The sequence below is a fragment of the Synechococcus sp. CS-1332 genome, assembly GCF_025127995.1.
GTDB lineage: Bacteria > Cyanobacteriota > Cyanobacteriia > PCC-6307 > Cyanobiaceae > Cyanobium.
The window spans coordinates 1-23333 of sequence record NZ_JAHLYP010000020.1; the positions used below are offsets into that span (position 1 = coordinate 1).

The following is a 23333-nucleotide window of genomic DNA, read 5'->3' on the forward strand; positions in this document are numbered from 1 at the left end:
ATCGCCGGGCGCCGCCTCCGGGGACGGGATGCCTGGGCGGTCTGGGCAGGGGATGGTGTCACCGCAGGGGTTTCCGTCGCCGCGGGGACGACGGGCAGCGGCGGCGGCGCCGGCGGCTCGCCGAGACATCCGCTGCGGCCAATGGCCACAGTCACGTCGTCGCCGCTGCCCTCGCGGCTGACCCGATCCAGCGCCTCCGGCAGGGTGCTGGCCGCCTCGGCGCCACTGCGGGCCAACCAGGCCGCCAGGGTGAGGAAGTCGCCGTCGGTGGCACAGGATTTGCGGATGCCGTCGGTGCAGAGCACCAGGGCGAAGTCGCTGTCGTCGGCGACGATCGGATGCAGGCCCGCCCGGCGGGCGAACAGGGCCGCCGCCCGGGGCTGGCAGAGGCTGCAGGTGGCTTCTCCGAGCGCGGTGGGCTCGTTCTCCTCCTCCAGCAGCCGGGCGCGGCCGTCCGCCTCCACCCGCACCAGGTCCCAGTCGCCCAGGCCCGTATGGCCCCACCAGCGGGTCGTCATCACCACCAGGCCCAGGGTGCTGCCGTAGAGCAGGGGCTCGAAGTCGCCCTCGCCGGGATCGCTCTGCCAGTGGGCCTGCACCGCCTCCAGCCAGCGGCGCTGGACCGCCTCGGGCAGGTCGCGGGCCAGCCAGCGGCTCCAGTCCCCCTCCCCGTCCCCCGGGGGCGCGGCGGCCAGGGTGTCACCCACCACGGCCAGGGCCGTCTCGCAGGCCAGGCGACTGCCCACCTCGCTGCGCCGGTAGCGGCGCCCTCCGTGGCCATCGGCCACCGCCATCAGCATCACCGGCTGCCCGTCGCCATCGCGCAGCTCACCGCAGAGCACGGCGTCCTGACAGGGGCGGCCGGCACGCCGGTGGGCGGCACCGGCCCGGCTGGCACCGATCGGCGCCGCCCAGCGGGTCACCACACCAGGGGACCGACGTCGTCGGTGGGATCCAGCACGGTGGGGGGCAGATCCGGCAGGGGGATGTTGCCCGCCGCGGGCTCAAGGGGCGTTTCGCTGACCCGGCTGGCAGGCATCGAGGCGGCCCCCACCACCGCCGTGGAGGCCCACTGGATGTACTGGGCCAGGGAAGTGGCGTTGCTGGCCTGCAGGGGGCGGCGGGGCGAGCGGCCCGACGTCGCCGGTTCCGTGCCGATGAACCGCTGCAGCACCTCCAGGTCGGCGTCATGGCCCAGGGCGATGGCCAGGCGCACCGCCTTCTGGGCCCAGGGCACCCGCAGCAAAGCCTCGAGGCCGGCGGCGAAATCATCGGTGGGCTGGCCATCGGAGATCAGCACCAGCACCGGCGGCAGGGCGCGCACCTCCATCGGCGGGGTCTGCAGGGCCGCCGCCACCAGCTTCAGGGCCTCCCCCATCGCCGTGATGCCGCCGGCCTGCAGATCGCGCCATTCCAGCTGGTCCACCGGCGTGGGGGACTCGATGTGCCACGCGGCGTGGTCGGCGAAGCGCACGGCCCGCACCAGCACCCGCGCTTCCGGGTTGTCCCGGGCCACCGCCGCCATCCCCGGCAGCGACTGGCGGATGGCCTGGTTGAGGGCCTGCATCTTGCCCGACGCCGCCATCGAGCCGGAGCAGTCGCAGAGGTAGAGGAAGTGGAGCGGGCGGTTGGCCAGCTTGACGTCAGGAAACGGCATCTCTCAGGCGGCGGGGGATGGCCGGGTGGGGCGCTGCACGGCGATCGGACCCGCGGGGGTGTGGATCCGGGCGAGTGCGGCGAGGCTACAGCTCTCGCCAGGCTGCACCGGCTGGACGCGGCCGTCGGGGGTCTCGGCGCTCCAGGCGGCCGCCTGGAGGTTGCGCAGCCCCAGCCGCCGGGGATCCTGGGGATGGGCCACCACCCGGGCCAGTGGCCGGCGCAGGTCCTCCCCTGCCAGGGCATCGAAGTGGTGGGGGTGCAACTCGTTATCGGGCGCCGCCAGCACGGCCCCATGGGGCAGCACCAGCGTGATCGGCTCCGGCAGCGGTGACGCGCAGCTCCAGCACAACGCCGGGGCACCGCTGGCCTGGAAGTTCTCCTGGCCGCAGGCGGGGCAGAGGGCACGGCGGTCGAGGGTGCGGGCCAGCTCCTGCTTCCACTGGCCGGTGAGGGCGCGGCGGGAGGGCTGCTTCATGCCGCGGCAGAAGGTCTGCTCGAACAGCGCCTGGAGGGGGCGGGGGTAGATGGGCCAGGTGATCAGGGCGGCCACATGCTCGATCGGGTCGGGCCTGTTGCGATCGTCGACCGGATCGAAGATGAACACCGGGTCCTCGCCGCAGAGGCGGCGGCGGGCCGGCTCGTCGAGGCAGCGGATCGCCAGCTCCATCTGACCCTTGAGGGGATCGTGGCGGGTGAGCAGCCGGAACAGCAGCACCGCCAGGGAGAAGAGGTCGCTGTCCGCCCCGGGCCGAGCCTGCCCCAGCAGGACCTCCGGGGCCATGAAGCCCGGGGTTCCCAGCACGGCGCCGTGGTCGGCACCATCCACCGCGACGTTGTCGTTGTCGCAGATGAGGATGCTGCCGCCGCCGGGCTCCAGGAAGAGGTTGCCCAGCGAGACGTCCTTGTAACAGAGCCCCGCCAGGTGCAGGGCATGGAAGGCGTCGGCGAGGCCGAAACAGGCGCGCAGCACCTGGCGCAGGCCGATCGCCAGCCGGCCGGCGGCATGCTCGCTGGCGCCCACGTAGGCGGGAGGCCGCAGGGGCATCAGGTAGCCGAAGCTCTCCTGCCGGAGGCGGATCAGGGGGCGGCTGGCGGGGCTGACCCGCAGCAGGGCGATCGGCCAGAGGAAATCCTCGTTCGGAGCGGTGGCCCGGATGCTCGCCACCAGGCGCCGCTCCAGGCCCCCGTCACGGGCGATGCAGGCCGGCAGGTACCACTTCAGGGCCAGCCGCTCCCCCTCCAGGTCCACCTCGTAGACCTGGCCCTGGGTGCCGCCCCCGAGGCCCCGGATGATCTGGAGCGGGGCCTCCAGACCCTCGAAGTCCAGGCTGGCGCCCTCCGGCAGGATCCAGCTCATGGCCGTCGCCCCGCCGCCGGGGCCGCTCCCATGGCCTTGCGGATGCCGTTGCGGTGGGCCAGGGCCGTCTCCAGGCTGTCGAAGCGATGGCGGTAGGCCAGGCCGTCCTGCAGCGTCACCTCCAGCAGATGCTCCCAGCGGGAGCCCAGCAGGATCCAGCCCGCCAGCGCCCCCAGCTGCAGGGGCCAGAACAGCCAGGGGAAGGGAAGCAGCAACAGGCCGCCCAGGCAGAGCAGCAGCCACCAGCTGAAGGCCTGGGGATGGCGCCGGCGGCTGCGCACGTAGGCCGAGCGGATCCGATCGAGGGGCAGGGAGCGGCCGGCGAAATCCAGCTGGCCGGCGGCCGGCTGGGCCAGCACCGGAGCCGCGGGGCGGCTGGTGGCGCGGAACTGCAGCACCGGCCCCTTCAGGCCCAGCCGGATCTCGTCCCCGTCCGAGAGGGGCCGGCAGTCCCGCAGCCGGGCGCCTTCGAGGTAGGTGCCGTTGGCGCTGCCCAGGTCGCAAAGCAGCCACTGGTCCGCCCGTGTTCGCGACACCCGCACCAGGGCGTGGTGGCGGGAGACGCCCTGGGCCTGGCTCAGGCAGAGGCCGCTGGCCGGATCGCGACCGATCGAGAGGGGCGTGCGGGGATCCAGCGCCACGCTGCGGCCGGGATCGTCCCGCAGCAGCAGCCGGGGGTGGGCGCTCATCGGGGGTCGTCTCCGGGCTCAGGGCGGCGGCCCAGGCGCCGGTCGGCCTGGAACCGGCCCCACCAGCCCATCGGTTCCCCCTCCCTCCAGGGAATCACCCGCCCGGGGAACAGCAAGGCCGAGGCCGCCAGCGCCAGCGCCACCAGGAGCAGGAGCAGCAGCACCCAGCCGGGGATCGCCCCCACCCAGGTGGCGGCAAAGCTGGCCCGCACCGCGTACACCCCGATGGTCAGGGCGGTCCAGATGCGGAAAGGTGCCCATGGATCCCGCCGTTGCTCCACCTGGCCGGCCGCTCCGATCGCTGCGGGTAGCGTATGGGAGCAAGGCAGATGGGCCGGGGATGGTGGGGACGACGGAGCAGGCGTCGCCTGGCGACATCACCGCACCTGGCACCGCACCCCACACCGCACCCCACACCGCACCCGAACCCGCCACGGGTTGGCGGAGCCTCCAGCAGGCCCTTCGCCGCACCGATCCGGATGGCGGCCGTCGCCGGGCCATGGCCACGGCCCTGGGGGAACTGAACCGCCACGGCGCCTGGCTGGAACTCTGGATCGGCGGCCAGTGTCGCCGGCATGTGGCCCTGGAGGGCGGTCGTTACCGCATCGGCCGCGATCCCCTCTGCGAGCTGCAGGCCGACGCCACCGGCGTCAGCCGCGTGCACGCGATCGTGGAGCAGGAGTGCCCCGGCGACCGCGACTATGTCGGCGAGGATTTCGGCTCCGCCAACGGTCTGTTTCACCGCGATCGCCGCATCCGCGCCATTCACCTGCGGGACGGGGACCGGCTGCAACTCGGCTCGCCGCTGAAGGGGGAGGCGCCGACCCTGGTGTACCGCCATCCCCGCAGCCCCCTGGGGCAGCTGGTGCACTGGGGGGCGATCGGCGCCCTCGTCGGCTCGGGCGTGGCCCTGGGGGGCCTGCTGCTGGCCACCACCGTCTCCGGTGGCTCCTCGATCCGGTCGGTGGGCGGGCCGGTGAAGGTGTTCTCGACCGATGGCCGCCAGATCGATGCGGCCGAGGGCTCCTCGACGGCCCTGCCCACCCTGGCCGACTACCCCCTGCACCTGCGCCAGGCCCTGATTGCCTCCGAGGACTCCCGCTTCGGCTGGAACAGCGGCATCGACCTGTTCGGCACGCTGCGGTCCCTGGTGCAGGGCACCGGCGGTGGCAGCGGCCTGGCCCAGCAGGTGGCCCGCATGGTCTACCCGGCCGTGGGCACCGATGTGTCGGTGGCCCGCAAGCTGCGGGAGCTGTGGGTGGCCTGGCAGCTGGAGGCCGGATTCAGCAAGAACCGGATCCTGAAGATGTACCTCGACCGGGCCTACCTGGGCCTGGGGGCGGAGGGATTCGAGCAGGCGGCCCAGCTCTATTTCCGCAAGTCGGCCAGCGCCCTGGATGTGGCGGAGTCGGCGTTCCTGGTGGGCCTGCTGCCGAGCCCCAACAGCTACAGCCCCTGCAACCGGGAGAACCCCACCTGGGGAAGGGAGCGCCGCGACCTGGTGCTGGGGCGGATGCACGCCGAGGGCTACCTCTCCGACCAGGCGCTGATCGACGCCCGCCGCCGCCCCCTCAACATCGATCCCTCCGCCTGCCGCGACTCCACCTACTCCAGCTATCCCTTCTTCAGCGATTACGTGATCGGCGAGCTGGAGGGGCGGCGCTTCGCCCTCGACCTCAGCAGTGCGGAGGCCCGGGGCAACTACGCGGTGATCAGCAGCATCGACCCCCGCCTGCAGGCCATCGCCCAGAAGCAGCTGAAGGCGTTCCTGGAGGGGCCGGGGGTCCGGGCCGGGCTCACCCAGGGCGCCCTGATCTCGATCGACTACGGCACCGGGGCGATCCTGGCCTACGTCGGCGGCGGCGATTACAGCCGCTCGAGCTTCGATCGGGTGCAGGCCCTGCGTCAGCCCGGATCCACCTTCAAGCTGTTCTCCTTCCTGGCGGCCCTGGAGGCCGGCGTGAAGCCCGGCGATGCCGTCTCCTGCGCCCCCCTGGCCTACGTGGCAGGCTGCCGTGGCGGGGGTGGCATCACCAGTGTGGCGGCGGGCTTCGCCAACTCCGACAATGTGGTGGCCCTGCGGCTGGCCCAGCAGGCCGGCCTGAACAAGGTGGTGGCCAAGGCCCGCCAGCTGGGTATCAGCACGCCCATGGAGGAGAGCGTCTCGATGGTGCTGGGCGGCAAGGAGACCTACCTCTACGAGCTGGCGGGGGCCTATGCCGTGGTGGCCAACGGCGGCCGCTCGGTGCCCCTCCACGGTGTCAAACGCATCTATGACCTGGGCATCTGCGGCTCGGTGCGGTCCCTGGCCGACTGCCCCCCCAGCGGCGTCACCACACCGGTCGGCGAGCTGCCCCGTCAGCTGATCGAACCAGCGGTGGCCGCCGAAATGGATGCCCTGCTGCGGCAGGTCGTGAGCGGCGGCACCGGCGCCGCCGCCGCCGTGGTGGCCGATGCCCGCGGCAAGACCGGCACCACCGACAACGGCGTCGATGTGCTGTTCGTGGGCTACTCCCCCTCCAGCCGCATCCTCACCGGCATCTGGATGGGCAACGACGACAACCGCCCCGCCCAGGCCGCCTCCGGCGCCCTGGTGGCCCAGCTGTGGGGGCAGGTCATGCGCGCCCTGGCGAGCTGAATCAGACCAGCCAGCCCAGGCTGCTGGCCAGCTCCTGGGCGCGGGTGACCAGGGCCCAGGCCGTTCCCAGCACGGTGCCCCACCACCAGGGGCTGCTCCAGAGACGGGCCATGGGGCTGCTGCTGTCCTGGGGATCGCGGCGGGGCAGCTGCCAGCCCAGCTGCACGGCGCCAAAGATCACCAGCAACACCCAGGCGGGGATCTCCACCGGCCCCAAGACGAAGGGGTGGGCCTTCCAGTGCAACAGGCTGAGAACCGAAGCCAGGGCGATCACGGCCGCGATCGGCCCAGAGGCCCCGTCCCAGTGCCTCAGCACCCGGGCCCGGCGGGCCACCAGCACCGCCGGCGCCGTGGTGGCCAGGGCGGTGAGCGAGTAGCGCAGCAGCAGGGAGGACAGGGGCAGCGATGAGCCACCCAGCACGATCGTCAGCATCACCAGGTTGAACAGGGCCTCGCGGTTGGCCGCATGGATCCAGGGGGCGGTGATCCAGCACCAGGCACGGCGGGGATCACCGCTGGCCTCCAGGGCCAGGGGCCAGCGGCGGCGAAGGGCCCGCAGCGGGCCGAGGGCCAGGGCCTGGAGCAGGGCCAGAGCCACCACCAGCACCACGCCGCTGCCCCAGCGCCAGGGATCGAAAAACCATTGGTCGAGCTCCCCGCCGGCCCAGAACAGCACCAGGGCGCCTGAAGCCGAGAGCGCCAGCCCTGGACCGAGGGGCCGCAGGCTCACCAGCCAGGGCAGGGGGAAGCGCCCAACGGTGGCAGGGGCTACGTCAATGGCCTGATCTTCCCCAGAGGAACGGGGGGGGGCCACACCAGAGCAGGCCTCCAGCAGGTCGAGCAGCTCGGCCAGCACCTTCGGCGCGTAGATCCCGGCCAGATGCTGGCTGAGGGCGGTGACGGCACTGCGCTGGGGGCCACCCTGCAATTGCAGCACCCGCAGCAGCAGGGGCTGGGTGGCCAGATCCCGGACGGGTCCGCGCAGGCCCTCTTCCGCCCCAAGGGCGTCAATCAGCCGGTTGGCCAGGGCCTGGGGGTTGTCCAGGCTGACGGAGCCGGTGTCAATCCACTGGCGCAGTTGCAGACCCAGGTCCCGACCCTTGCCCATCGCCGCCGCAGCCTCCCGGCCCGCAGGAGAACTCAGGCGGCCTTGCTGGCCTGAAGACGGGCGCGGGCGCGGGCCAGGGCCTGCTGGGCCTTGACCTTCTCGGGGCTGGGGTCGGAACCTTCCAGGGCCGTAGCGGCCTGCTGGGCCGCCTCGAAGTCGCTCTGGGCGGCGGTGGCATCGATGCTGCTGCCCAATTCGGCGCCGTTCACGAGAACGGTGACCTCATTGGCCACCACCTCGGCGAAGCCGCCCATCAGGGCGATCGACTGCCAGTTGGTCCCCTCCCGCACCCGCAGCACACCGCTGTCGAGGGCGGTGAGCATGGAGACGTGGCCGGTGAGGATGCCGAGCTGGCCGGTGGTGCCGGGCAGGATCACTTCGTCGGCGGTGCCGTCGAAGACGCTCTGATCGGGGGCGAGGACGCGCAGGGTGAGGGTCATGGAGAAGATTCCCGGATCAGGACTTGGCTGCAGCGAGGATCTTGGCGGCCTTGGCCCTCACCTGGTCGATGTTGCCCACCAGGTAGAAAGCGGCTTCGGGCACATCATCGAGTTCACCGGCCAGGATCATGTTGAAGCCCTTGATCGTGTCGTCGAGCTTCACGTACTCGCCGGACTGACCGGTGAAGATCTCGGCCACGAAGAAGGGCTGGGAAAGGAACTTCTCGATCTTGCGGGCCCGGTCCACCGTGCGGCGGTCGTCCTCGGAGAGTTCGTCCAGACCCAGGATCGCGATGATGTCCTGCAGTTCCTTGTAGCGCTGCAGGGTGGACTGCACGGCCCGGGCGGTGCGGTAGTGCTCATCACCCACCACGGCGGGCTGGAGCATGGTGCTGGTGGAATCGAGGGGATCCACCGCCGGGTAGATGCCCTTGGAAGCCAGACCGCGGCTGAGCACGGTGGTGGCGTCGAGGTGGGCGAAGGTGGTGGCGGGTGCCGGGTCGGTGAGGTCGTCAGCGGGGACGTAGACGGCCTGGATCGAGGTGATCGAACCTTCCAGGGTGGAGGTGATGCGCTCCTGCAGTTCACCCACGTCGGTGCCGAGCGTGGGCTGATAGCCCACGGCCGAAGGCATGCGGCCCAGCAGCGCGCTGACTTCGGAGCCGGCCTGCACGAAGCGGAAGATGTTGTCGATGAACAGCAGCACGTCCTGCTTGTTCACGTCGCGGAAGTGCTCGGCCATGGTGAGCGCCGACAGACCGACGCGCATGCGGGCGCCGGGGGGCTCGTTCATCTGGCCGTAGCAGAGAGCCACCTTCGACTTGGAGAGGTCGCCGGCGTTGATCACACCCGACTCCTTGAACTCCTCGTAGAGGTCATTGCCCTCGCGGGTGCGTTCACCCACGCCACCGAACACCGAAACACCGCCGTGTTCCTTGGCGATGTTGTTGATCAGCTCCTGGATCAGCACGGTCTTGCCGACGCCGGCGCCGCCGAACAGGCCCACCTTGCCGCCTTGGCGGTAGGGAGCCAGCAGGTCGATCACCTTGATGCCGGTCTCGAACACGCGGGGCTTGGTCTCGAGCTCGGTGAGCTTGGGCGCCTGGCGGTGGATCGGGGCCGTCATCAAGGTGGAGACCGGACCCTGCTCGTCGACGGGCTCGCCGAGCACGTTGAAGATGCGGCCCAGGGTGGCTTCACCCACGGGGACGGAAATGGGGGCGCCGGTGTCGAGGGCTCCCATGCCGCGCACGAGGCCGTCGGTGCTGCTCATGGCCACGGCACGGACCCGGTGGTCGCCCAGCAGCTGCTGTACTTCGGCGGTGATGGCCACCTGCTGGCCGGCTGAATTGGTGCCTTCGATGCGAAGGGCGTTGAAAATTCTGGGCAGCTTGCCGGCAGGGAATTCCACGTCGAGGACGGGGCCGATCACCTGGCGCACGGTGCCTTTGGTACCAGGGACGGCGGGAGCGGCAGCAGCCATAGGTAAGGAAGGAACGTGGTGTGCCCAGCGGGGTCCAACCACCCGTCTGAAGCGGCGCAACCTTACCACCGCAGGGTGCCTGGGGTCTGGGGTTCGGTCACCCGCACAGCCCGGGGATGGCGACGCGGCGGAGCTGCCACCTAGGTTGGCAGTCGAAGGGCGTGAGTGCTAACTCACCCCAGCGACGCTCCAGCCCCGGCCGGTCCCGTCGTTGTCTTCGCAACCATTCTTCGCGTCATTTCATGGCTGCCGTTTCCCTCAGCGTCTCCACGGTCAAACCCCTCGGAGATCGCGTCTTCATCAAGGTGTCCGAATCGGAGGAAAAAACCGCCGGCGGCATCCTTCTGCCCGACACCGCCAAGGAAAAGCCCCAGGTGGGTGAAGTCGTCCAGATCGGTCCTGGCAAGCGCAACGACGACGGTTCCCGTCAGGCCCCTGAAGTGGGCGTCGGCGACAAGGTGCTCTACAGCAAGTACGCCGGCACTGACATCAAGCTCGGAACCGACGAGTACGTGCTCCTGTCCGAGAAGGACATCCTGGCCGTCGTCAACTGATCTGACGGCTTTTCCGTCCGCATCACCGTCCACCAAGCAATTTTTCTTCTTCCATGGCCAAGCGCATTATCTATAACGAGCAAGCCCGTCGGGCGCTCGAACGTGGCATCGACATCCTTGCCGAAGCCGTCGCCGTCACCCTGGGGCCCAAGGGCCGCAACGTGGTGCTTGAAAAGAAATTCGGCGCTCCCCAGATCATCAACGACGGCGTGACGATCGCCAAGGAGATCGAACTGGAGGATCACATCGAGAACACCGGTGTGGCCCTGATCCGTCAGGCCGCCAGCAAGACCAACGACGCTGCCGGTGACGGCACCACCACTGCCACCGTCCTGGCTCACGCCATGGTCAAGGCGGGTCTGCGCAACGTGGCCGCCGGCGCCAACGCCATCACCCTTAAAAAGGGCATCGACAAGGCCACCGAGTTCCTGGTCGGCAAGATCGAGGAGCACGCCAAGCCGATCTCCGACTCCAACGCCATCGCCCAGGTGGGCACCATCTCCGCCGGCAACGACGAAGAAGTGGGCCGCATGATCGCGGATGCCATGGACAAGGTGGGCAAAGAGGGCGTCATCTCCCTCGAGGAAGGCAAGTCGATGACCACCGAACTGGAGGTCACCGAAGGCATGCGCTTCGACAAGGGCTACATCTCGCCCTACTTCGCCACCGACACCGAGCGGATGGAAGCGGTGCTCGACGAGCCCTACATCCTGCTCACCGACAAGAAGATCGGACTGGTGCAGGACCTGGTGCCCGTGCTCGAGCAGATCGCCCGCACCGGCAAGCCCCTGCTGATCATCGCCGAGGACATCGAGAAGGAAGCCCTCGCCACCCTGGTGGTGAACCGTCTGCGTGGCGTCCTGAACGTCGCCGCCGTCAAGGCTCCCGGCTTCGGTGACCGCCGCAAGGCCATGCTCGAGGACATCGCCGTTCTCACCAACGGTCAGCTGATCACCGAGGACGCCGGCCTCAAGCTGGAGAACACCAAGCTGGAGATGCTGGGCACCGCCCGCCGCATCACCATCAACAAGGACACCACCACCATCGTCGCCGAAGGCAACGAGGCGGCGGTGAAGGCCCGCTGCGAGCAGATCCGCAAGCAGATGGACGAAACCGACTCCTCCTATGACAAGGAGAAGCTGCAGGAGCGTCTGGCCAAACTGAGCGGCGGTGTGGCCGTGGTGAAGGTGGGTGCCGCCACCGAAACCGAGATGAAGGACAAGAAGCTGCGCCTGGAAGATGCCATCAACGCCACCAAGGCGGCCGTTGAAGAAGGCATCGTCCCCGGCGGTGGCACCACCCTGGCCCACCTGGCCCCGGCCCTCGAAGAGTGGGCGGCCGCCCATCTCTCCGGCGAGGAGCTGATCGGCGCCACCATCGTGGCTTCCTCCCTCACCGCTCCGCTGATGCGGATCGCCCAGAACGCCGGCGTCAATGGCGCCGTCGTCGCCGAGCACGTGCGCAACAAGCCCTTCAACGAGGGCTACAACGCCGCCACCGGCGAGTACGTCGACATGCTGGCCGCCGGCATCGTCGATCCCGCCAAGGTGACCCGCTCCGGCCTGCAGAACGCCGCCTCGATCGCCGGCATGGTGCTCACCACCGAGTGCATCGTGGCCGACATGCCCGAGAAGAAGGAAGCTGCTCCCGCCGGTGGCGGTGGCGGCATGGGCGGCGACTTCGACTACTGATCGCGCCTGCGGTCAGCGTCGGATCCAACCTCCTTCGCTTTCTCCTTCTTGCGCCCCTACGGGGGCGCTTTTTTTTGGCGACCGATCAGTCCGGGTCAGGAACAAGGCCGAGATAGAACGGCAACCCAGCATCAACGGCCGCAAGCTCGCTCTCGCTCACCTGGCCGTAGCGGCGCCGGATGCGTTGCTTGTCTTGCCAGCCTTGCCCCTGCGACCAGCGCACAGCAACGCCGGCAGAGGGATCAAGCAAGTCGCTGCCAACTTCAGACAAGCCCTCAGCCCAGGCGGCCAGACCCCATGCAGCGGTGGCGGTGCTGTCGTGATGGGGGGCGGGTCAGCCCCAGGAACACCAATAGCGCTGCTTGATGAGGACGAACCAGGCGGGCGCCATGGCTGCTGCTGGCGGAAGCACCGGATCCGCCCTCTATCCAGAACGCCAGCGGCTTGTCCTCTCGTCCTGGTCTCGCCCGGAGGCCTGCAGCCCCTGGCAAAGGGAATGGCTGCCAAGGCCGTTGCGGCTTCATGACACTGGGAGGTGCGCATTTTAAAGAGAGAGATACTTCAGATGTGATCAGCAGTTCAACTGCATTCTGCTGTTGAACTGCATCAAAAGAAGTCTCTGGCAATCACAGCTACTGCTTGCACTTTCATTCGCTGCCTACCTTGAAGGGAATGGTCCGGCTGCGTTGTCCGGATGCCAATGCAGCGTTGCCAACGAACAGATGAACGCCCTCCTGCTCTATCCCCACTTCCCGAAAACGTTCTGGTCGTTCGACCGGCTCCTGGCGATGGCCGGCGTGAAGGCCTTCATCCCGCCGCTGGGGATCCTCACCGTGGCGGCCCTGCTGCCGCCGGATTGGAAGCTGCGCTTCCATGACCGGAACGTGGCTGAGGAATCGGAGGACGACTGGCACTGGTGCGACCTCGTCATCCTCTCGGCGATGCTCGTGCAACGGCAGGATTTCCACCAGCTGATTCGCAAGGCGGTAGCGATGGGCAAAAAGGTGGCGGTCGGCGGACCCTATCCCACCTCACTGCCGGCCCATGCGCTGGAGTCCGGGGCCCATTACCTGATCCTCGATGAGGGCGAGATCACGGTGCCCGCCTTTCTGGAGGCCCTCGAGGATGGCGCAGCCTCGGGGGTGTTCCGGGCCGACCAGAAGCCGGATGTCAGCCTCAGCCCCAGGCCCCGCTATGACCTGCTGCAGCGTGACGGCTATCTGATGATGGCGGTGCAGTTCTCCCGCGGCTGTCCCTTCAACTGCGAGTTCTGCGACATCATCAATCTCTATGGCCGCAAGCCACGGACCAAGCAGAACCACCAGCTGCTGGGGGAACTTCAGACCCTCTACGACCTGGGCTGGCGGGGATCCATCTTCATGGTGGATGACAACTTCATCGGCAATCAGCACAACGTCAAGCATCTGCTCCGCGACCTCATTCCCTGGATGCAGGAGCATCGCTACCCCTTCAACTTCCTCACTGAAGCCTCTGTGAATCTGGCCGAGCAGCCCGACCTGCTCAAGCTGATGGCCCAGGCCGGCTTCTTCGGGGTCTTCCTGGGCATTGAGACCCCCGACCAGGACAGTCTCGCGGTCACCCGCAAACAACAGAACACCCGCCATCCCCTTGTGGAGGCCTGCCAGACGATCAACGCGGCGGGGTTGATCATCTACGCCGGGTTCATTCTCGGCTTCGACGGGGAACGATCAGGGGCCGGAGAGCGTATCGAGGCGTTCGTCGCCGAAACAGCCATTCCCCAGCCGATGCTGGGGATTCTCCAGGCCCTGCCGAACACGGCCCTGTGGACCCGGCTGGAGCAGGAAGGGCGGCTGCTGCCGGAGGCCGATATCCTCTGCGGCGACCAGAACACCTTGATGAATTTCGTACCCACCCGGCCGCTCCAGGAGATCGGCCGCGAGTATGTCCAGGCCTTCTGGCGGATGTACGAACCGACCACCTATCTGGAGCGCTGCCTGCGCCACTGCCTCGCTATCACGCCCAATCCCCACTGCTCCCAGCAGATGCATGTGCCCCTGGTCAAGGCGGTGCGGCTACTGGCCCTGCTGATCTGGTACCAGGGCCTGCGCCGCCCTGGGCTGCGCCGCCAGTTCTGGTGGCAACTGCTGCAGATGGGGCGGCAACAACCACGACTGATGGCCCTTTACCTGGGCCTCTGCGCCGCCGGCGAACACTTCTTCGAGTACCGCCAGCTGGCCCGGGAGCGCATCGGCGACCAGCTGGGCCAGGATCTCCTGGTGCCATCCCCGCCTGTGCCGGACGTCAGCGCCAGGGAAGCCGTTCTGGTGGGGGCGGACTGACCCACGACGCCTGGGGCTCAGCGCCCCAACAGAGCCCGCAGCAGGCTCAGTCCGATCAGCAGCCCAAAGCCGATGTTCCAGAGCATGGCGTCGCGACCGGAGAGGGCGGCGAGCCAGCCGGGCAGGCGGCCGCGGCGCTGCTCCAGCAGCAGGGTGAAGCCCAGCAGCAGCAGGAGCGGAACCCCCAGGGCAATCAGCAGCGCAGGCAACGGGGCCATGGTGGGGGGAGGCGGTGCCTCAGCTCCCCGGCACGAAGGCCAGGGCCACGCCGTTGTTGCAGTAGCGCTTGCCGGTGGGCTTGGGTCCGTCGTCGAACACGTGGCCCTGGTGGCCGCCGCAGCGGCGGCAGTGGTACTCGGTGCGCGGCAGGATCAGCTTGAAGTCGGTCTTGGTGACCACCGCCTTGGGCAGAGGTTGCCAGAAGCTGGGCCAGCCGGTGCCGGAGTCGAACTTGGTGGTTGAGGCAAACAGGGGCAGGCGACAGCCGGCACAGACGTAGCTGCCGCTGCGCTTCTCGTTGTTGAGCGGGCTGCTGAAGGGGCGCTCGGTGCCCTCATTGCGCAGCACGGCATAGGCCGCCGGACTGAGGCGCTTCTTCCATTCCGCCGGGCTGAACTGCCAGGCGGGGTCGGTGGCCTTCGCCGCCGCCAGGGCCTTCGAGACCGGCAGGAAGGGCAGCAGCCCCGCCAGGGGCGCCCCCACCCGGGCCAGCAGGCTTGAGAGAAAGTTGCGGCGATCCATGCGTCTCAGCCCAGCCAGCCGGCGCTCAGCACCACCGCCAGCCCCAGGAACAGGGACAGCAGGGTCCAGGTGATGCGGTTGAGGGTGTTCTCGGCGCTGCGGGCGCTGCTGAACATCGAGCCGCCGCTGGAGGCCAGCCCCCCCATGCCGTCGCCCTTGGGGCTATGCAGCAGAACGGAGATGATCAGCAGGGCGCCGCTGAGCATCCACAGGGAGGAGACGATGTTCTTGACCATGGAGCCAGACTAGCCGTCCCCGATGCGGCCCTTCAAGCGCCGAGGGTCTGGGGGATTCGGGCGGCGGGAGCGGAGGCGGGCACCACCAGGGAGGTGCCGGTCATGCGGGCCGGCTTGGGCAGACCCAGGATCTCCAGCAGGGTGGGGGCGATGTCGGCCAGGCCGCCATGCTCGCGCAGGGTGACGTCGTTGCCGTGGCCTTCCAGTTTGCGCTTTTCACCCTCCACCAGGATCACCGGCACGGGGTTGGTGGTGTGGGCGGTCCAGGGGAGCCCGTCGGGGCCCTGCATCACTTCGGCGTTGCCATGGTCGGCCGTGATCAGAAGGGTGCCGCCCATGCGGGTGGTGGCCTCCACCAGGCGGCCCACGCAGCGGTCGACCATGGCGATGGCTTCGGTGGCAGCTTCCATCTGGCCGGTATGGCCCACCATGTCGGGGTTGGCGTAGTTGATCACCACCAGGGAGTAGATCCCCTTGGCGATGGCGGCGATGCAGCTGTCAGTGAGCTTCTCGGCCGACATGGCCGGGGCCATGTCGTAGGTGGCCACCCGGGGGGAAGGCACCAGGTGGCGCTCCTCACCGGGGAAGGCCTGCTCGATGCCACCGTTCATGAAATAGGTGACGTGGGGGTACTTCTCGGTTTCGGCGGTGCGGAACTGCCGCAGGCCGTGGTCGGAGACCACCTGGCCCAGAAGACCATCGAGGGATTCGGGGGGGAAGGCCACCGCCACCGGCAGGCCCTGTTCGTACTGGGTGAACGTGACGACGTGGAGGGGGCCGATCCACTGGCGCGGGAAGCCGTCGAAGTCCGGCAGCACCAAGGCGCGCATCAACTGGCGCACCCGGTCGGGGCGGAAGTTGAAGCAGACCAGGCCGTCGCCGCTCTCCAGCAGTCCCTCGGCGAGGCGCACCGGCTCGAGGAACTCGTCGGTGATGCCCTCCGCATAGGAGCCCTGCAGCACCTCCGCTGGGGTGAGGAGGCAGATCTCGGACGGCTCGGTGAGCAGCCGGAAAGCCTTCTCCGTGCGCTCCCAGCGCTGGTCGCGGTCCATGGCCCAGTAGCGGCCGCAGAGGGTGGCGATCCGCCCCACGCCTGCTTCTTCGATCATGGCCTGAAGGCGGGCCAGATAGCCGGGGCCGCCATGGGGGGCCGAGTCACGGCCGTCGGTGACCACGTGCACCAGCACGTCGCTGAGGCCGCGGCCGGCCGCCCAGCGCAGCAGCCCTCCGAGATGGTCGATGTGGCTGTGGACGCCGCCATCGGAGCAGAGGCCGATCAGATGCAGGGGGCGGCCGCTGGCCACCAGCGTGTCGCCCAGGTCGTTGAGGGCCTGATTGCCGGCGATGGTGCCGCTGCGCACCGCCTGGCCGATCCGCACCAGCTCCTGGCGGATGATCCGGCCGGAGCCGATGGTGAGATGGCCCACTTCCGAGTTGCCCATCTGATGGTCGGGCAGGCCGACGGCAGCGCCGCTGGCTTCGATGAGGGTGTGCGGATAGGCGTGCCAGAGGGCGTCCATCACCGGTGTATCGGCCGCCCTGACAGCGTTGTGGTCGCTCTCGTGGCTGTAGCCCCAACCATCAAGGATGGCCAGGACCATCGGAGCTACGGGGGCAGCCGCCTCGCAGGAAACCCGTTCGGCTTTGCCGTTGGCGGACTGCTTCTGGGAGGGAACTGCGGTCACCAGAGAGAAATACTGCACGTTTCAACACAAAACCAACCTACAGCGCTTCCCTGGGAAGGCGTTCTTCCGGCCGGGATGCGTCAGGCTTTGGTTACACGTCATACGTTTCATGGCCAGGCCCATGGCCGGTCCGGCACCCACGGACCGGTTGGAACTGCTCTCCGCCCAGGACCTGGGACGCACCCTCGACAGGCTCGCCTCCCAGGTGCTGGAGGCCGTGGCCGACAGCCAGGACCTCGTGCTGCTCGGCATCCCCACCCGTGGCGTGGCCCTGGCGCGGGTGCTGGCCGGACGGCTGGAGGCGATCTGCGGCCATCCCATCGCCCACGGCAGCCTCGATCCCACCTTCCACCGCGATGACCTGGAGCGGGTGGGCACCCGGCTGGTGGAGGCCACCCAGCTGCCGGTGCCCGTGGACGGCCGTCAGGTCGTGCTCGTCGATGATGTGATCTTCACCGGCCGCACGGTGCGGGCCGCCCTGGAGGCCCTGCAGGCCTGGGGACGTCCCCGCCGGGTGGGGCTGCTGGTGATGGTGGACCGGGGCCACCGGGAAGTGCCGATCCAGCCCGATTACTGTGGCCGGGTGGTGCCCACCGCCCGCCACGAGACCATCCAGCTCTGCCTCCAGGCCATCGATGGGGAGGAGGGGGTCTACCTGCTGCGGGACTGAAGCGGCCTCAGACAAGGGATGTCAGACGGTGGCCAATTCGTCCTCGCGGAAGTGGGCGCGGAATTTGCCGAAGGCCACCACCACCGGCAGGTTCGGACTGATGGGGCGACCCTTCCAGTCATTGAGGACGTTGAACACCTCTCCCTGCTGTCCTTCCATGTCGAAGGCCTCGCCCCGGTGCTGGGGGTGGTTGTAGATGACCACGCTGCTGCTCACCTTGACCTGATCACCTGGCTGCATGTCCACCGGGACGCTCTGCGGGGTCATCCTGTCATGGGCTCAACGCTGGCAGGCGCTTTCCGGCCCGGCCTCGACCACCCTCCCGCCCAGCTCCTTGCAGGCCGCCTGGAACGCCTGCCACTCGTCCATGCCGGCGGCGATGCGGCGCTGCACCAGGCCATCCAGCTTCTCGCCGGAGACCGTGTGGGGCAGGGAGCCGTGGCTGTCGTGCTCCCGGTCCTTGCCCTTGAGCTGGTCGAGGCCCTTTTTCACCTCCTGCCGCAGGGGCTCGCTCTGCTGGCGCCACCAGGGGTGGTCGAGGCGGTTGAGGCTGTCAAGCGCCTCCCACCAGCGCTTCTGTTTCACGAGCAGGGTCGCCCGCTCCAGCTGGGAGCGGTTGCGGTTCCAGATCTCCTGGAGGTCGTCGCCCATGGAACTGCCATCGTCCTTGCGCTCCTCGCCCAGGGGCGTAAGCGCCGCCAGAGCCCCCGGCAGATCACCGGCCTGGAAGCGGTTCATCGCCATGGCCCGCAGCTGGCGCTGCCAACGGGCGAGCCGTTCCCGGTCGGCGGGGGTGCCGGCCCTGGAGTTGATCACCTGGCGCTGCAGGCGCAGGGCCTCGCTCCAGTTCTCCTGGCCCCAGAGCTGGTCGGCCTTGGCCCGCAAGCACCGGCCCCGGTCGAAGGGGGAGCGGCCGGGCAGCCAGCTGAGGGCGGCCAGCTGTTCGCTGTAGCGCAGACAGTCGTCGAGACGGCCGGTGGCGGAGGCCTGCTCCAGGCGCACGGGCAGTTGGCGCTCCCACCAGTAACCCAGACCGATGGCCGCGGCGACCGAACCCAGGGTGATGGCCAGCCAGAAGCGGGGCAGTCTGTGCCGGCGAAGGGCCAAGGGGGGAGAAGCGGGGCGGTTCTCCATCCGTTGTATGCAACGGCGGCCACCGGCGCCCGGTCGCGGGGGCAGCCTGGTCGGCGTCCACCGCCCCTGCCCTTCAGTGCACCGGACCGAGGCGTTGGGGTCCTCGGCGGCCGCCGTCGGCAGGGGCCTCCAGGTCGTCGCACTCCACCAGGAGCTGGGCCTCGGTATCGATGGAGAACCGCAGCCGCAGCCGATCGACGCCACGGTGACCGGGGAAGGCCAGGGGGATGGCCAGCGGCGGCGTGGACCAGGGCCGCACCGGGGCCGCCCCCGCCGGTCGCGTGCGCAGCACCGGCAGCCCCCCCTCGAAGACCACTTCGGCCCGCTCCTCGGGCAGGGGCTCCCCCAGCACCAGTTCCAGCTGGTCCTGGCCATCCCTGCTGCAGGCCAGCACCAGCTCCAGGGGCTGCTCCGTGGGCCAGCTCTGGCCGGCCATGAACAGGGGATGCCAACGATGGCAGCCGCTGCGCCGGTCCCAGCAGCGCAGGGACACGCCGCGGGCCAGCACGTCCCGCACCCGCACCCCGGGCGTCAGGGCCAGGGCCCCCAGGGCCACGGCCTCCACGGGCCGCTCGCCGCGCAGGGGCACGCCCGGACAGCGGCTCTCCAGCCACTGGCGGATCAGGGGAATTCGGCTGCTGCCCCCCACCGGCAGCACCGCGTCGATGGCGGCCAGCCCCAGTCCCTCCCGGCGGGCGGCCGCCAGCACGGCCTCCAGCAGACCATCGAGCAGCTGCAGCAACCCCCGCTCCTCCAGAAGCCGCTCAAAGGCCGGCCGGCTCAGGCTCAGTTCACGGAAGGAACCCTGCCCGGCCTGGATCTGCAGGGCCTCAGGGGCGTCGCTGAGCTGGCACTTGAGGCGCTCGGCGAGCTGCAGCAGGGCGCCGTCGACCGGAACATCCGGGCAGAGGTGGGAGGCGATCCAGCGATCGATGTCCCGTCCGCCCAGGGCCACACCAGCCTTGCCTATCACCCGTGCGCAGCGCAGGGTCTGGGTGCTGCGGGTCAGATCCCGGCCCGCGAAGCGCAGCAGCTGGGCGATCGGCGCGGCCCGCCCCTCGCCACCTTCCAGGGCTACCAGGGAAAGATCGATGGTGCCACCGCCCATGTCCACCACCAGCACCCGGCTACCGGCGGGCAGCCCGGCGCCGATGGCGGCGGCGGTGGGCTCATCCACCAGCGCCAGCTCCGGCACCGCCAGATCGCGGCTGGCCCGCTGCAGCCAGGCCCGGTAGCCCCGATAGGTTTCGATCGGGGCGGTGAGCACCAGCCGTTCCGGCACCAGTTCCGGAGGCAGGGCCCGCCAGAGCCCCTCCAGCAACAGGGCACCGGCCCGCTCGGCCGTGAGCCAGCCCGACGATGGGCCCGTCGCCGGGGCTCCGATGTGGCGCTTGAAATCCCGGCAGAGGCCGGGATGGTCGCCATCGGCCAGGGCCGCCTCCAGCACCTGGCGGCCGATCAGGGGCCGTTCGGCCTCGGGGGTCTCCAGCCACAGCAGGCTGGGCACCACACAGGGGTCGCCGCAGCTGTAAGGCGGCAGGGGCAGCAGCCCGGGGAGCCCCTGGCTGTCCTGCCAGGCCACCACGGTGGTGCTGCTGCCCAGGTCGATCGCGAGGGTTCCGGGCATGGGTCGGAGGGGGCGGGGTGGCCGAAATGGTGGCGGTGGACCTGGTGGCGCACGGGCGCAGGTGCCCCCCTTCTAGGCCTTGTCCAGGAGGAAGGGCGGGCCCCAGGGGCTGACCTAAGGTGTTGAGATTGATGGTCAGGTCCGTATGCCAAGCAGCGAACTCAATGCCAAGGAGCTGGCCCAAAGGGGGGAGAGCCTGATCCGGCACTCCAGCAACCGCTACCTGACCACCGTTCGCATCGCTTTCCGGGCCAAGCAACGCCGTTTCGATGATTTCGACGGCCTGCTCGACGACTCGATGATCAAGCCCGTTCAGCGGGCCATCGTTGAACTCAGCGACGAGCAGGACCAGCCCGACCTGCTGCCCGGCTGAGCCGGGCCCGTTCCGTCCGGCCGTGGAGATCTGCGAAGGCCAGGGCTGGCGGCTGGTGGTGGATCCCTCCCGCACCCCCTACACCGCCCTGATCGGGGGTGAGGGCTGGGCCAGCGAACTGACCGCCACCGAGCTATTGGCCCTGCAACAGGCGGCCGGGCGACTCACGGCCCAGCACAGGGCCATCGCTGACACCTTGATGGCCGAGGAGGCCATTGACATCGAGCTTGAGTTGCCGATCGGCAATCGTCCTGAAGGAGACCAAGGATCCCTGTGGCTGGGCCTGCGCGGAGATCGCCTCGGCTGGTCGCTGCAGCTGGTGCTGACCCCGGAGCCGGGATCGCGGGGCTTCGAAGCGGGCTGGGGCGCCACTGCCAGCGAAGCCGTCGCTGCGGCGCTGGAGCGCCTGAGACCCGCTGCGGCGGGTGGCGGCGATCAGGAGTCTTGATCGTTGGCGGATTCCGCAGACGTCATCGCTGTTTTGCACCGTTTCTCCCCAGGCGGTTGTCCTCTGCCGCTGCTCCCTGCTCCGGTCTGGGGAGAAGCTCCACCGCCCATGGCTCTGGCTTGACAGATCAAGACAGCCCCTCCGGCGGGAGGCTGGTGACACAGGGAGCGACCTGAAGCCCTTGCAGCCGCTTGTGTCCCATGTTGGGATCGGGGACGTCTTGCCGAAGGCACCGCCGTTTGACGATGCCCCTTCGGTGTGGAGAACTGGCTGACGCGCTGCATGGAATCCACGATGGCCCGCCTGAGAACCCTGCCGTTGGATGGGACCGAGTCGCTGGTGAGCCTGCGGGCAGAGGTGCCCGAACCGCTGCTGGACGCGATGCGACAGTTCATCGAGCACCACCCCAACTGGGACCAGTACCGGCTCTTCCAGGCGGCCCTGGCAGGCTTTCTGGTGCAGAACGGCATCCGCAACCGGGGGGTGACCCGCTGCTACCTGGCCAACCTGTTTCCAGGCCATCAAGGCTTCTCGGCGCCAGCGGCCTGAGGGGGAACAGACCGCCTCAGGCCGCTGGCTCCACCCCCAGAAGGCTGAAGATCCGCGCGGCGCTCGCTTCACTCACCGGCAGGATCGAGAGGCGGTTGCCCCGGCGCACCACCACCAGCTCCTCCACGGTGAAATGCTCCCGCAGAGCATCAAGGCTGAGCAGCGTCGGGAAGGTGGCGCGATAGGAGAGACGAACGCAGTCCCAGCGAGGGGCTTCGGGTTTGGAGGCCGGGTCAAAGTATTGAGAGGTGGGATCGAACTGGCTGGGATCCACCACTGCCGTTTCGATCACCTCCATCAGGCCGACAATCCCGGGGGGACTGACATTGGAGTGGTAAAAAAAGGCGCGATCACCGATCTGCATCGCACGCATGAAGTTGCGGGCCTGGTAATTGCGGATCCCATCCCAGAGGGTGATGCCCTCCGCCTGCAGATGCTGGATGCCGTAGACATCCGGCTCGCTTTTCATCAACCACCAGGCCATGGGTCGTCGGTCTCAGAGGGCCAGCACCAGCCGGCGGAAGTGGTCACCGCGGGCCTCGAAACTGGTGTACTGATCGAAGCTGGCACAGGCCGGGGACAGCAGCACCCCCTGGCAGCCGAGTTCCGGAGCCAGGCTGGCGGCAAGGGCCACGGCGCCCTCCAGATCCTCCACCTGCTGCACCACACCGCCATAGCCGCTGGCGTGCAGGAGTCCGGTGAATGCCCCACGGGCCGCGCCGTAGAGCACCACCGCCGCCGCCCGCTCCTGGAGCCGCTCCAGCCAGGCCGTTGCCTCCCCCTGCTTCGACTGACCACCAGCCAGCACCACCAACGGTCCCTCCAGTGCCCGCAGGGCCACTTCGGCGGCGTCGTAGTTGGTGGCCTTGCTGTCGTTGAACCAGGTGATGCCGTTCAGGTGGCGCAGGCGCTCCAACCGATGGGGCACGCCGGGGAAGCAGCGGCAGGCGGCCTCCATCACCGCCGGCTCCAGCCCGGCGTGGAGCCCCACGGCCACCGCCAGCAGCAGGTTCTGGCGGTTATGGGCCCCTGGCATCGCCAGGGCGCTGGCGGGGAACAGGGCTCCCTGGCGCCCCTGCACCATGTCCTGGTCGTCGATCCAGAGCAGCGGATCAAGGCCAGCGGGCAGGGCCTCCCGGGGCCCGGCGGTGATCCAGTCGGCGTGGTCCCAGGTGTCCGCGTGGCGGCGCAGATCAGGGTCGTCGGCGTTGAGCACGCGGGTGCGGGCGTTCTCCAGCAGGCGTCGTTTGATGGCCCGATAGGCGGCCAGGGTGCCGTGGCGCTCCAGGTGGTCGGGGGTGAGGGTGGTCCAGACGCCGATGGCGGGGGCGACGGACGGGGCCGCCTCGAGCTGATAACTGCTCAGTTCCACCACCAGCCAGTCGGGGCGGGGCCCCTGCTCCAGGCGCCGCTGCAGCACCACCTCGGCGGCGGAGATGCCGACATTGCCGCAGAGCGGCGCATCCTTGCCGCCCTGCTCCAGCAGGTGGTGCACCAGGCAGGTGACCGTGGTCTTGCCATTGGTGCCGGTGATGCCGATCCAGGGCACATCCCGGCTGGCCTGCCAGGCGGGCACGATCTCCCCCTGCACCTGAATCCCCTGGGAGCGCAGCTCCTCCAGCACCGGATGGTTCCAGGCGATTCCTGGACTCACCACCACCACGGCCGGCGGCAGCGGCAGGGACTGGAACGCTTCGACGCTGAGGGGCACCCCCAGGTGCGCGGCGATGGACTCGCTTTCCAGCTCGGCCGCCCGGGCCCGCAGCTCGGGAGTGTCACCACTCTCGATCACCACCACCGGTTCGCCGCGGGCGTGAAGCAACCGTGCGGCCCCCAGTCCCGATCGGCCAAGGCCCACCACCACCGTGCAGGACAGGGGTGGAACGGCCTCGGTGGGACTCACGCTGACTGGCTCAAATTCACGATCGGC

At 69.3% G+C, this 23333-nt stretch carries 26 protein-coding genes; 8 read left to right on the plus strand and 18 right to left on the minus strand.

What is annotated here, in order from left to right:
* The 5 genes from KQ305_RS04265 to KQ305_RS04285 all read right to left on the minus strand — a co-directional run.
* On the minus strand, nucleotides 1–926 hold a 926-nt coding region (locus KQ305_RS04265), incomplete at its 3' end, for a protein phosphatase 2C domain-containing protein (protein WP_259724197.1).
* Complete coding sequence (locus KQ305_RS04270) at nucleotides 920–1657, minus strand: VWA domain-containing protein (RefSeq protein WP_259724198.1); 738 nt, start codon at nucleotides 1655–1657, stop codon at nucleotides 920–922. The genes KQ305_RS04270 and KQ305_RS04265, both read right to left, overlap by 7 nt.
* A 3-nt stretch (nucleotides 1658–1660) precedes the next feature.
* Nucleotides 1661–3016, minus strand: a complete 1356-nt coding sequence (locus KQ305_RS04275) for a protein kinase domain-containing protein (RefSeq protein ID WP_259724199.1) — start codon at nucleotides 3014–3016, stop codon at nucleotides 1661–1663.
* Nucleotides 3013–3705 carry an FHA domain-containing protein gene (locus KQ305_RS04280; protein ID WP_259724200.1) on the minus strand — a complete coding sequence of 231 codons (693 nt, stop codon included), beginning with the start codon at nucleotides 3703–3705 and terminating at the stop codon, nucleotides 3013–3015. Before KQ305_RS04280 ends, KQ305_RS04275 begins: the two co-directional genes overlap by 4 nt.
* On the minus strand, nucleotides 3702–3986 hold the full coding sequence (locus KQ305_RS04285) for a hypothetical protein (protein WP_259724201.1): 285 nt from the start codon (nucleotides 3984–3986) through the stop codon (nucleotides 3702–3704). Before KQ305_RS04285 ends, KQ305_RS04280 begins: the two co-directional genes overlap by 4 nt.
* Before the next feature lie 59 nt (nucleotides 3987–4045).
* Here KQ305_RS04285 and KQ305_RS04290 point away from each other — a divergent pair, with 59 nt between their 5' ends.
* A complete protein-coding gene (locus KQ305_RS04290) occupies nucleotides 4046–6343 on the plus strand; it encodes a transglycosylase domain-containing protein (protein WP_259724202.1) in 2298 nt (765 codons plus the stop codon).
* Nucleotide 6344: 1 nt separating this feature from the next.
* Here the strand turns inward: KQ305_RS04290 and KQ305_RS04295 are convergent, their stop codons facing one another.
* Genes KQ305_RS04295 through atpD form a run of 3 tightly spaced genes read right to left on the minus strand, consistent with a single transcriptional unit; the run spans nucleotide 6345 to nucleotide 9374 of the window.
* Entirely contained in the window at nucleotides 6345–7451 is a 1107-nt protein-coding gene (locus tag KQ305_RS04295; protein WP_259724203.1) for a rhomboid family intramembrane serine protease, read from the minus strand.
* Between the two features lie 32 nt (nucleotides 7452–7483).
* On the minus strand, nucleotides 7484–7891 hold the full coding sequence (gene atpC / locus KQ305_RS04300; RefSeq protein WP_259724204.1) for an ATP synthase F1 subunit epsilon: 408 nt from the start codon (nucleotides 7889–7891) through the stop codon (nucleotides 7484–7486).
* 16 nt (nucleotides 7892–7907) lie between these two features.
* The gene (gene atpD, locus KQ305_RS04305; protein ID WP_259724205.1) at nucleotides 7908–9374 is read right to left on the minus strand and encodes a F0F1 ATP synthase subunit beta; all 1467 of its coding nucleotides are present in this window, start codon (nucleotides 9372–9374) and stop codon (nucleotides 7908–7910) included.
* 242 nt (nucleotides 9375–9616) lie between these two features.
* Between atpD and groES the strand changes: the two genes are divergently transcribed.
* Nucleotides 9617–9928 (plus strand): co-chaperone GroES, encoded by a 312-nt coding sequence (gene groES / locus KQ305_RS04310; protein WP_015110667.1) that lies wholly within the window; start codon nucleotides 9617–9619, stop codon nucleotides 9926–9928.
* Between the two features lie 53 nt (nucleotides 9929–9981).
* Nucleotides 9982–11619, plus strand: a complete 1638-nt coding sequence (gene groL / locus KQ305_RS04315) for a chaperonin GroEL (RefSeq protein ID WP_259724206.1) — start codon at nucleotides 9982–9984, stop codon at nucleotides 11617–11619.
* A gap of 85 nt (nucleotides 11620–11704) precedes the next feature.
* On the opposite strand, the gene KQ305_RS04320 is transcribed toward groL, so the two are convergent.
* Nucleotides 11705–11869: a hypothetical protein gene (locus tag KQ305_RS04320; RefSeq protein ID WP_259724207.1), complete on the minus strand. Its 165-nt coding sequence runs from the start codon at nucleotides 11867–11869 to the stop codon at nucleotides 11705–11707.
* 472 nt (nucleotides 11870–12341) lie between these two features.
* On the opposite strand from KQ305_RS04320, the gene KQ305_RS04325 reads away from it, so the two are divergent.
* Nucleotides 12342–13940, plus strand: a complete 1599-nt coding sequence (locus KQ305_RS04325) for a B12-binding domain-containing radical SAM protein (RefSeq protein WP_259724208.1) — start codon at nucleotides 12342–12344, stop codon at nucleotides 13938–13940.
* A 17-nt stretch (nucleotides 13941–13957) separates the two neighbouring features.
* On the opposite strand, the gene KQ305_RS04330 is transcribed toward KQ305_RS04325, so the two are convergent.
* Genes KQ305_RS04330 through gpmI form a run of 4 tightly spaced genes read right to left on the minus strand, consistent with a single transcriptional unit; the run spans nucleotide 13958 to nucleotide 16518 of the window.
* Complete coding sequence (locus KQ305_RS04330) at nucleotides 13958–14158, minus strand: hypothetical protein (protein ID WP_259724209.1); 201 nt, start codon at nucleotides 14156–14158, stop codon at nucleotides 13958–13960.
* Between the two features lie 19 nt (nucleotides 14159–14177).
* Entirely contained in the window at nucleotides 14178–14681 is a 504-nt protein-coding gene (gene msrB / locus KQ305_RS04335) for a peptide-methionine (R)-S-oxide reductase MsrB (protein WP_259724210.1), read from the minus strand.
* Between the two features lie 5 nt (nucleotides 14682–14686).
* Entirely contained in the window at nucleotides 14687–14917 is a 231-nt protein-coding gene (secG, locus tag KQ305_RS04340; RefSeq protein ID WP_216906160.1) for a preprotein translocase subunit SecG, read from the minus strand.
* Nucleotides 14918–14949: 32 nt separating this feature from the next.
* Nucleotides 14950–16518: a 2,3-bisphosphoglycerate-independent phosphoglycerate mutase gene (gene gpmI / locus KQ305_RS04345; RefSeq protein ID WP_259724211.1), complete on the minus strand. Its 1569-nt coding sequence runs from the start codon at nucleotides 16516–16518 to the stop codon at nucleotides 14950–14952.
* Nucleotides 16519–16711: 193 nt separating this feature from the next.
* Between gpmI and pyrR the strand changes: the two genes are divergently transcribed.
* On the plus strand, nucleotides 16712–17272 hold the full coding sequence (pyrR, locus tag KQ305_RS04350) for a bifunctional pyr operon transcriptional regulator/uracil phosphoribosyltransferase PyrR (RefSeq protein ID WP_259724212.1): 561 nt from the start codon (nucleotides 16712–16714) through the stop codon (nucleotides 17270–17272).
* Between the two features lie 21 nt (nucleotides 17273–17293).
* On the opposite strand, the gene KQ305_RS04355 is transcribed toward pyrR, so the two are convergent.
* The 3 genes from KQ305_RS04355 to KQ305_RS04365 form a co-directional block, all read right to left on the minus strand.
* Entirely contained in the window at nucleotides 17294–17512 is a 219-nt protein-coding gene (locus KQ305_RS04355) for a ferredoxin-thioredoxin reductase variable chain (RefSeq protein ID WP_259724279.1), read from the minus strand.
* A 39-nt stretch (nucleotides 17513–17551) separates the two neighbouring features.
* Complete coding sequence (locus KQ305_RS04360) at nucleotides 17552–18379, minus strand: hypothetical protein (protein WP_259724213.1); 828 nt, start codon at nucleotides 18377–18379, stop codon at nucleotides 17552–17554.
* A 100-nt stretch (nucleotides 18380–18479) separates the two neighbouring features.
* Complete coding sequence (locus KQ305_RS04365) at nucleotides 18480–20033, minus strand: Hsp70 family protein (RefSeq protein WP_259724214.1); 1554 nt, start codon at nucleotides 20031–20033, stop codon at nucleotides 18480–18482.
* A 145-nt stretch (nucleotides 20034–20178) separates the two neighbouring features.
* Here KQ305_RS04365 and KQ305_RS04370 point away from each other — a divergent pair, with 145 nt between their 5' ends.
* From KQ305_RS04370 to KQ305_RS04380, 3 genes are all read left to right on the plus strand, one after another.
* Nucleotides 20179–20406, plus strand: coding sequence for a DNA-directed RNA polymerase subunit omega (locus KQ305_RS04370; protein WP_216901535.1), 228 nt, complete (start codon nucleotides 20179–20181; stop codon nucleotides 20404–20406).
* A gap of 22 nt (nucleotides 20407–20428) precedes the next feature.
* Nucleotides 20429–20854: a DUF1818 family protein gene (locus KQ305_RS04375; protein WP_259724215.1), complete on the plus strand. Its 426-nt coding sequence runs from the start codon at nucleotides 20429–20431 to the stop codon at nucleotides 20852–20854.
* A 294-nt stretch (nucleotides 20855–21148) separates the two neighbouring features.
* Nucleotides 21149–21403 carry a DUF2811 domain-containing protein gene (locus KQ305_RS04380; RefSeq protein ID WP_259724216.1) on the plus strand — a complete coding sequence of 85 codons (255 nt, stop codon included), beginning with the start codon at nucleotides 21149–21151 and terminating at the stop codon, nucleotides 21401–21403.
* A 16-nt stretch (nucleotides 21404–21419) separates the two neighbouring features.
* Here the strand turns inward: KQ305_RS04380 and KQ305_RS04385 are convergent, their stop codons facing one another.
* Together KQ305_RS04385 and murD are read right to left on the minus strand one after the other, a co-directional pair.
* Entirely contained in the window at nucleotides 21420–21887 is a 468-nt protein-coding gene (locus KQ305_RS04385; RefSeq protein WP_259724217.1) for an EVE domain-containing protein, read from the minus strand.
* Nucleotides 21888–21899: 12 nt separating this feature from the next.
* Nucleotides 21900–23306, minus strand: coding sequence for a UDP-N-acetylmuramoyl-L-alanine--D-glutamate ligase (murD, locus tag KQ305_RS04390; RefSeq protein ID WP_259724218.1), 1407 nt, complete (start codon nucleotides 23304–23306; stop codon nucleotides 21900–21902).
* Between the last annotated feature and the right edge of the window lie 27 nt (nucleotides 23307–23333).

Coding starts and splice junctions, on each gene's coding strand:
- KQ305_RS04385 (WP_259724217.1), bottom strand. CDS start 21,887: ATGGCCTGGTGGTTGATGAAAAGCGAGCCGGATGTCTACGGCATCCAG.
- groES (WP_015110667.1), top strand. CDS start 9,617: ATGGCTGCCGTTTCCCTCAGCGTCTCCACGGTCAAACCCCTCGGAGAT.
- KQ305_RS04270 (WP_259724198.1), bottom strand. CDS start 1,657: ATGCCGTTTCCTGACGTCAAGCTGGCCAACCGCCCGCTCCACTTCCTC.
- KQ305_RS04290 (WP_259724202.1), top strand. CDS start 4,046: ATGGTGGGGACGACGGAGCAGGCGTCGCCTGGCGACATCACCGCACCT.
- KQ305_RS04275 (WP_259724199.1), bottom strand. CDS start 3,016: ATGAGCTGGATCCTGCCGGAGGGCGCCAGCCTGGACTTCGAGGGTCTG.
- gpmI (WP_259724211.1), bottom strand. CDS start 16,518: ATGGTCCTGGCCATCCTTGATGGTTGGGGCTACAGCCACGAGAGCGAC.
- KQ305_RS04330 (WP_259724209.1), bottom strand. CDS start 14,158: ATGGCCCCGTTGCCTGCGCTGCTGATTGCCCTGGGGGTTCCGCTCCTG.
- KQ305_RS04280 (WP_259724200.1), bottom strand. CDS start 3,705: ATGAGCGCCCACCCCCGGCTGCTGCTGCGGGACGATCCCGGCCGCAGC.
- atpC (WP_259724204.1), bottom strand. CDS start 7,891: ATGACCCTCACCCTGCGCGTCCTCGCCCCCGATCAGAGCGTCTTCGAC.
- msrB (WP_259724210.1), bottom strand. CDS start 14,681: ATGGATCGCCGCAACTTTCTCTCAAGCCTGCTGGCCCGGGTGGGGGCG.
- KQ305_RS04325 (WP_259724208.1), top strand. CDS start 12,342: ATGAACGCCCTCCTGCTCTATCCCCACTTCCCGAAAACGTTCTGGTCG.
- pyrR (WP_259724212.1), top strand. CDS start 16,712: ATGGCCAGGCCCATGGCCGGTCCGGCACCCACGGACCGGTTGGAACTG.
- KQ305_RS04365 (WP_259724214.1), bottom strand. CDS start 20,033: ATGCCCGGAACCCTCGCGATCGACCTGGGCAGCAGCACCACCGTGGTG.
- atpD (WP_259724205.1), bottom strand. CDS start 9,374: ATGGCTGCTGCCGCTCCCGCCGTCCCTGGTACCAAAGGCACCGTGCGC.
- KQ305_RS04380 (WP_259724216.1), top strand. CDS start 21,149: ATGGCCCGCCTGAGAACCCTGCCGTTGGATGGGACCGAGTCGCTGGTG.
- KQ305_RS04295 (WP_259724203.1), bottom strand. CDS start 7,451: ATGGGCAAGGGTCGGGACCTGGGTCTGCAACTGCGCCAGTGGATTGAC.
- KQ305_RS04370 (WP_216901535.1), top strand. CDS start 20,179: ATGCCAAGCAGCGAACTCAATGCCAAGGAGCTGGCCCAAAGGGGGGAG.
- secG (WP_216906160.1), bottom strand. CDS start 14,917: ATGGTCAAGAACATCGTCTCCTCCCTGTGGATGCTCAGCGGCGCCCTG.
- groL (WP_259724206.1), top strand. CDS start 9,982: ATGGCCAAGCGCATTATCTATAACGAGCAAGCCCGTCGGGCGCTCGAA.
- KQ305_RS04355 (WP_259724279.1), bottom strand. CDS start 17,512: ATGCAGCCAGGTGATCAGGTCAAGGTGAGCAGCAGCGTGGTCATCTAC.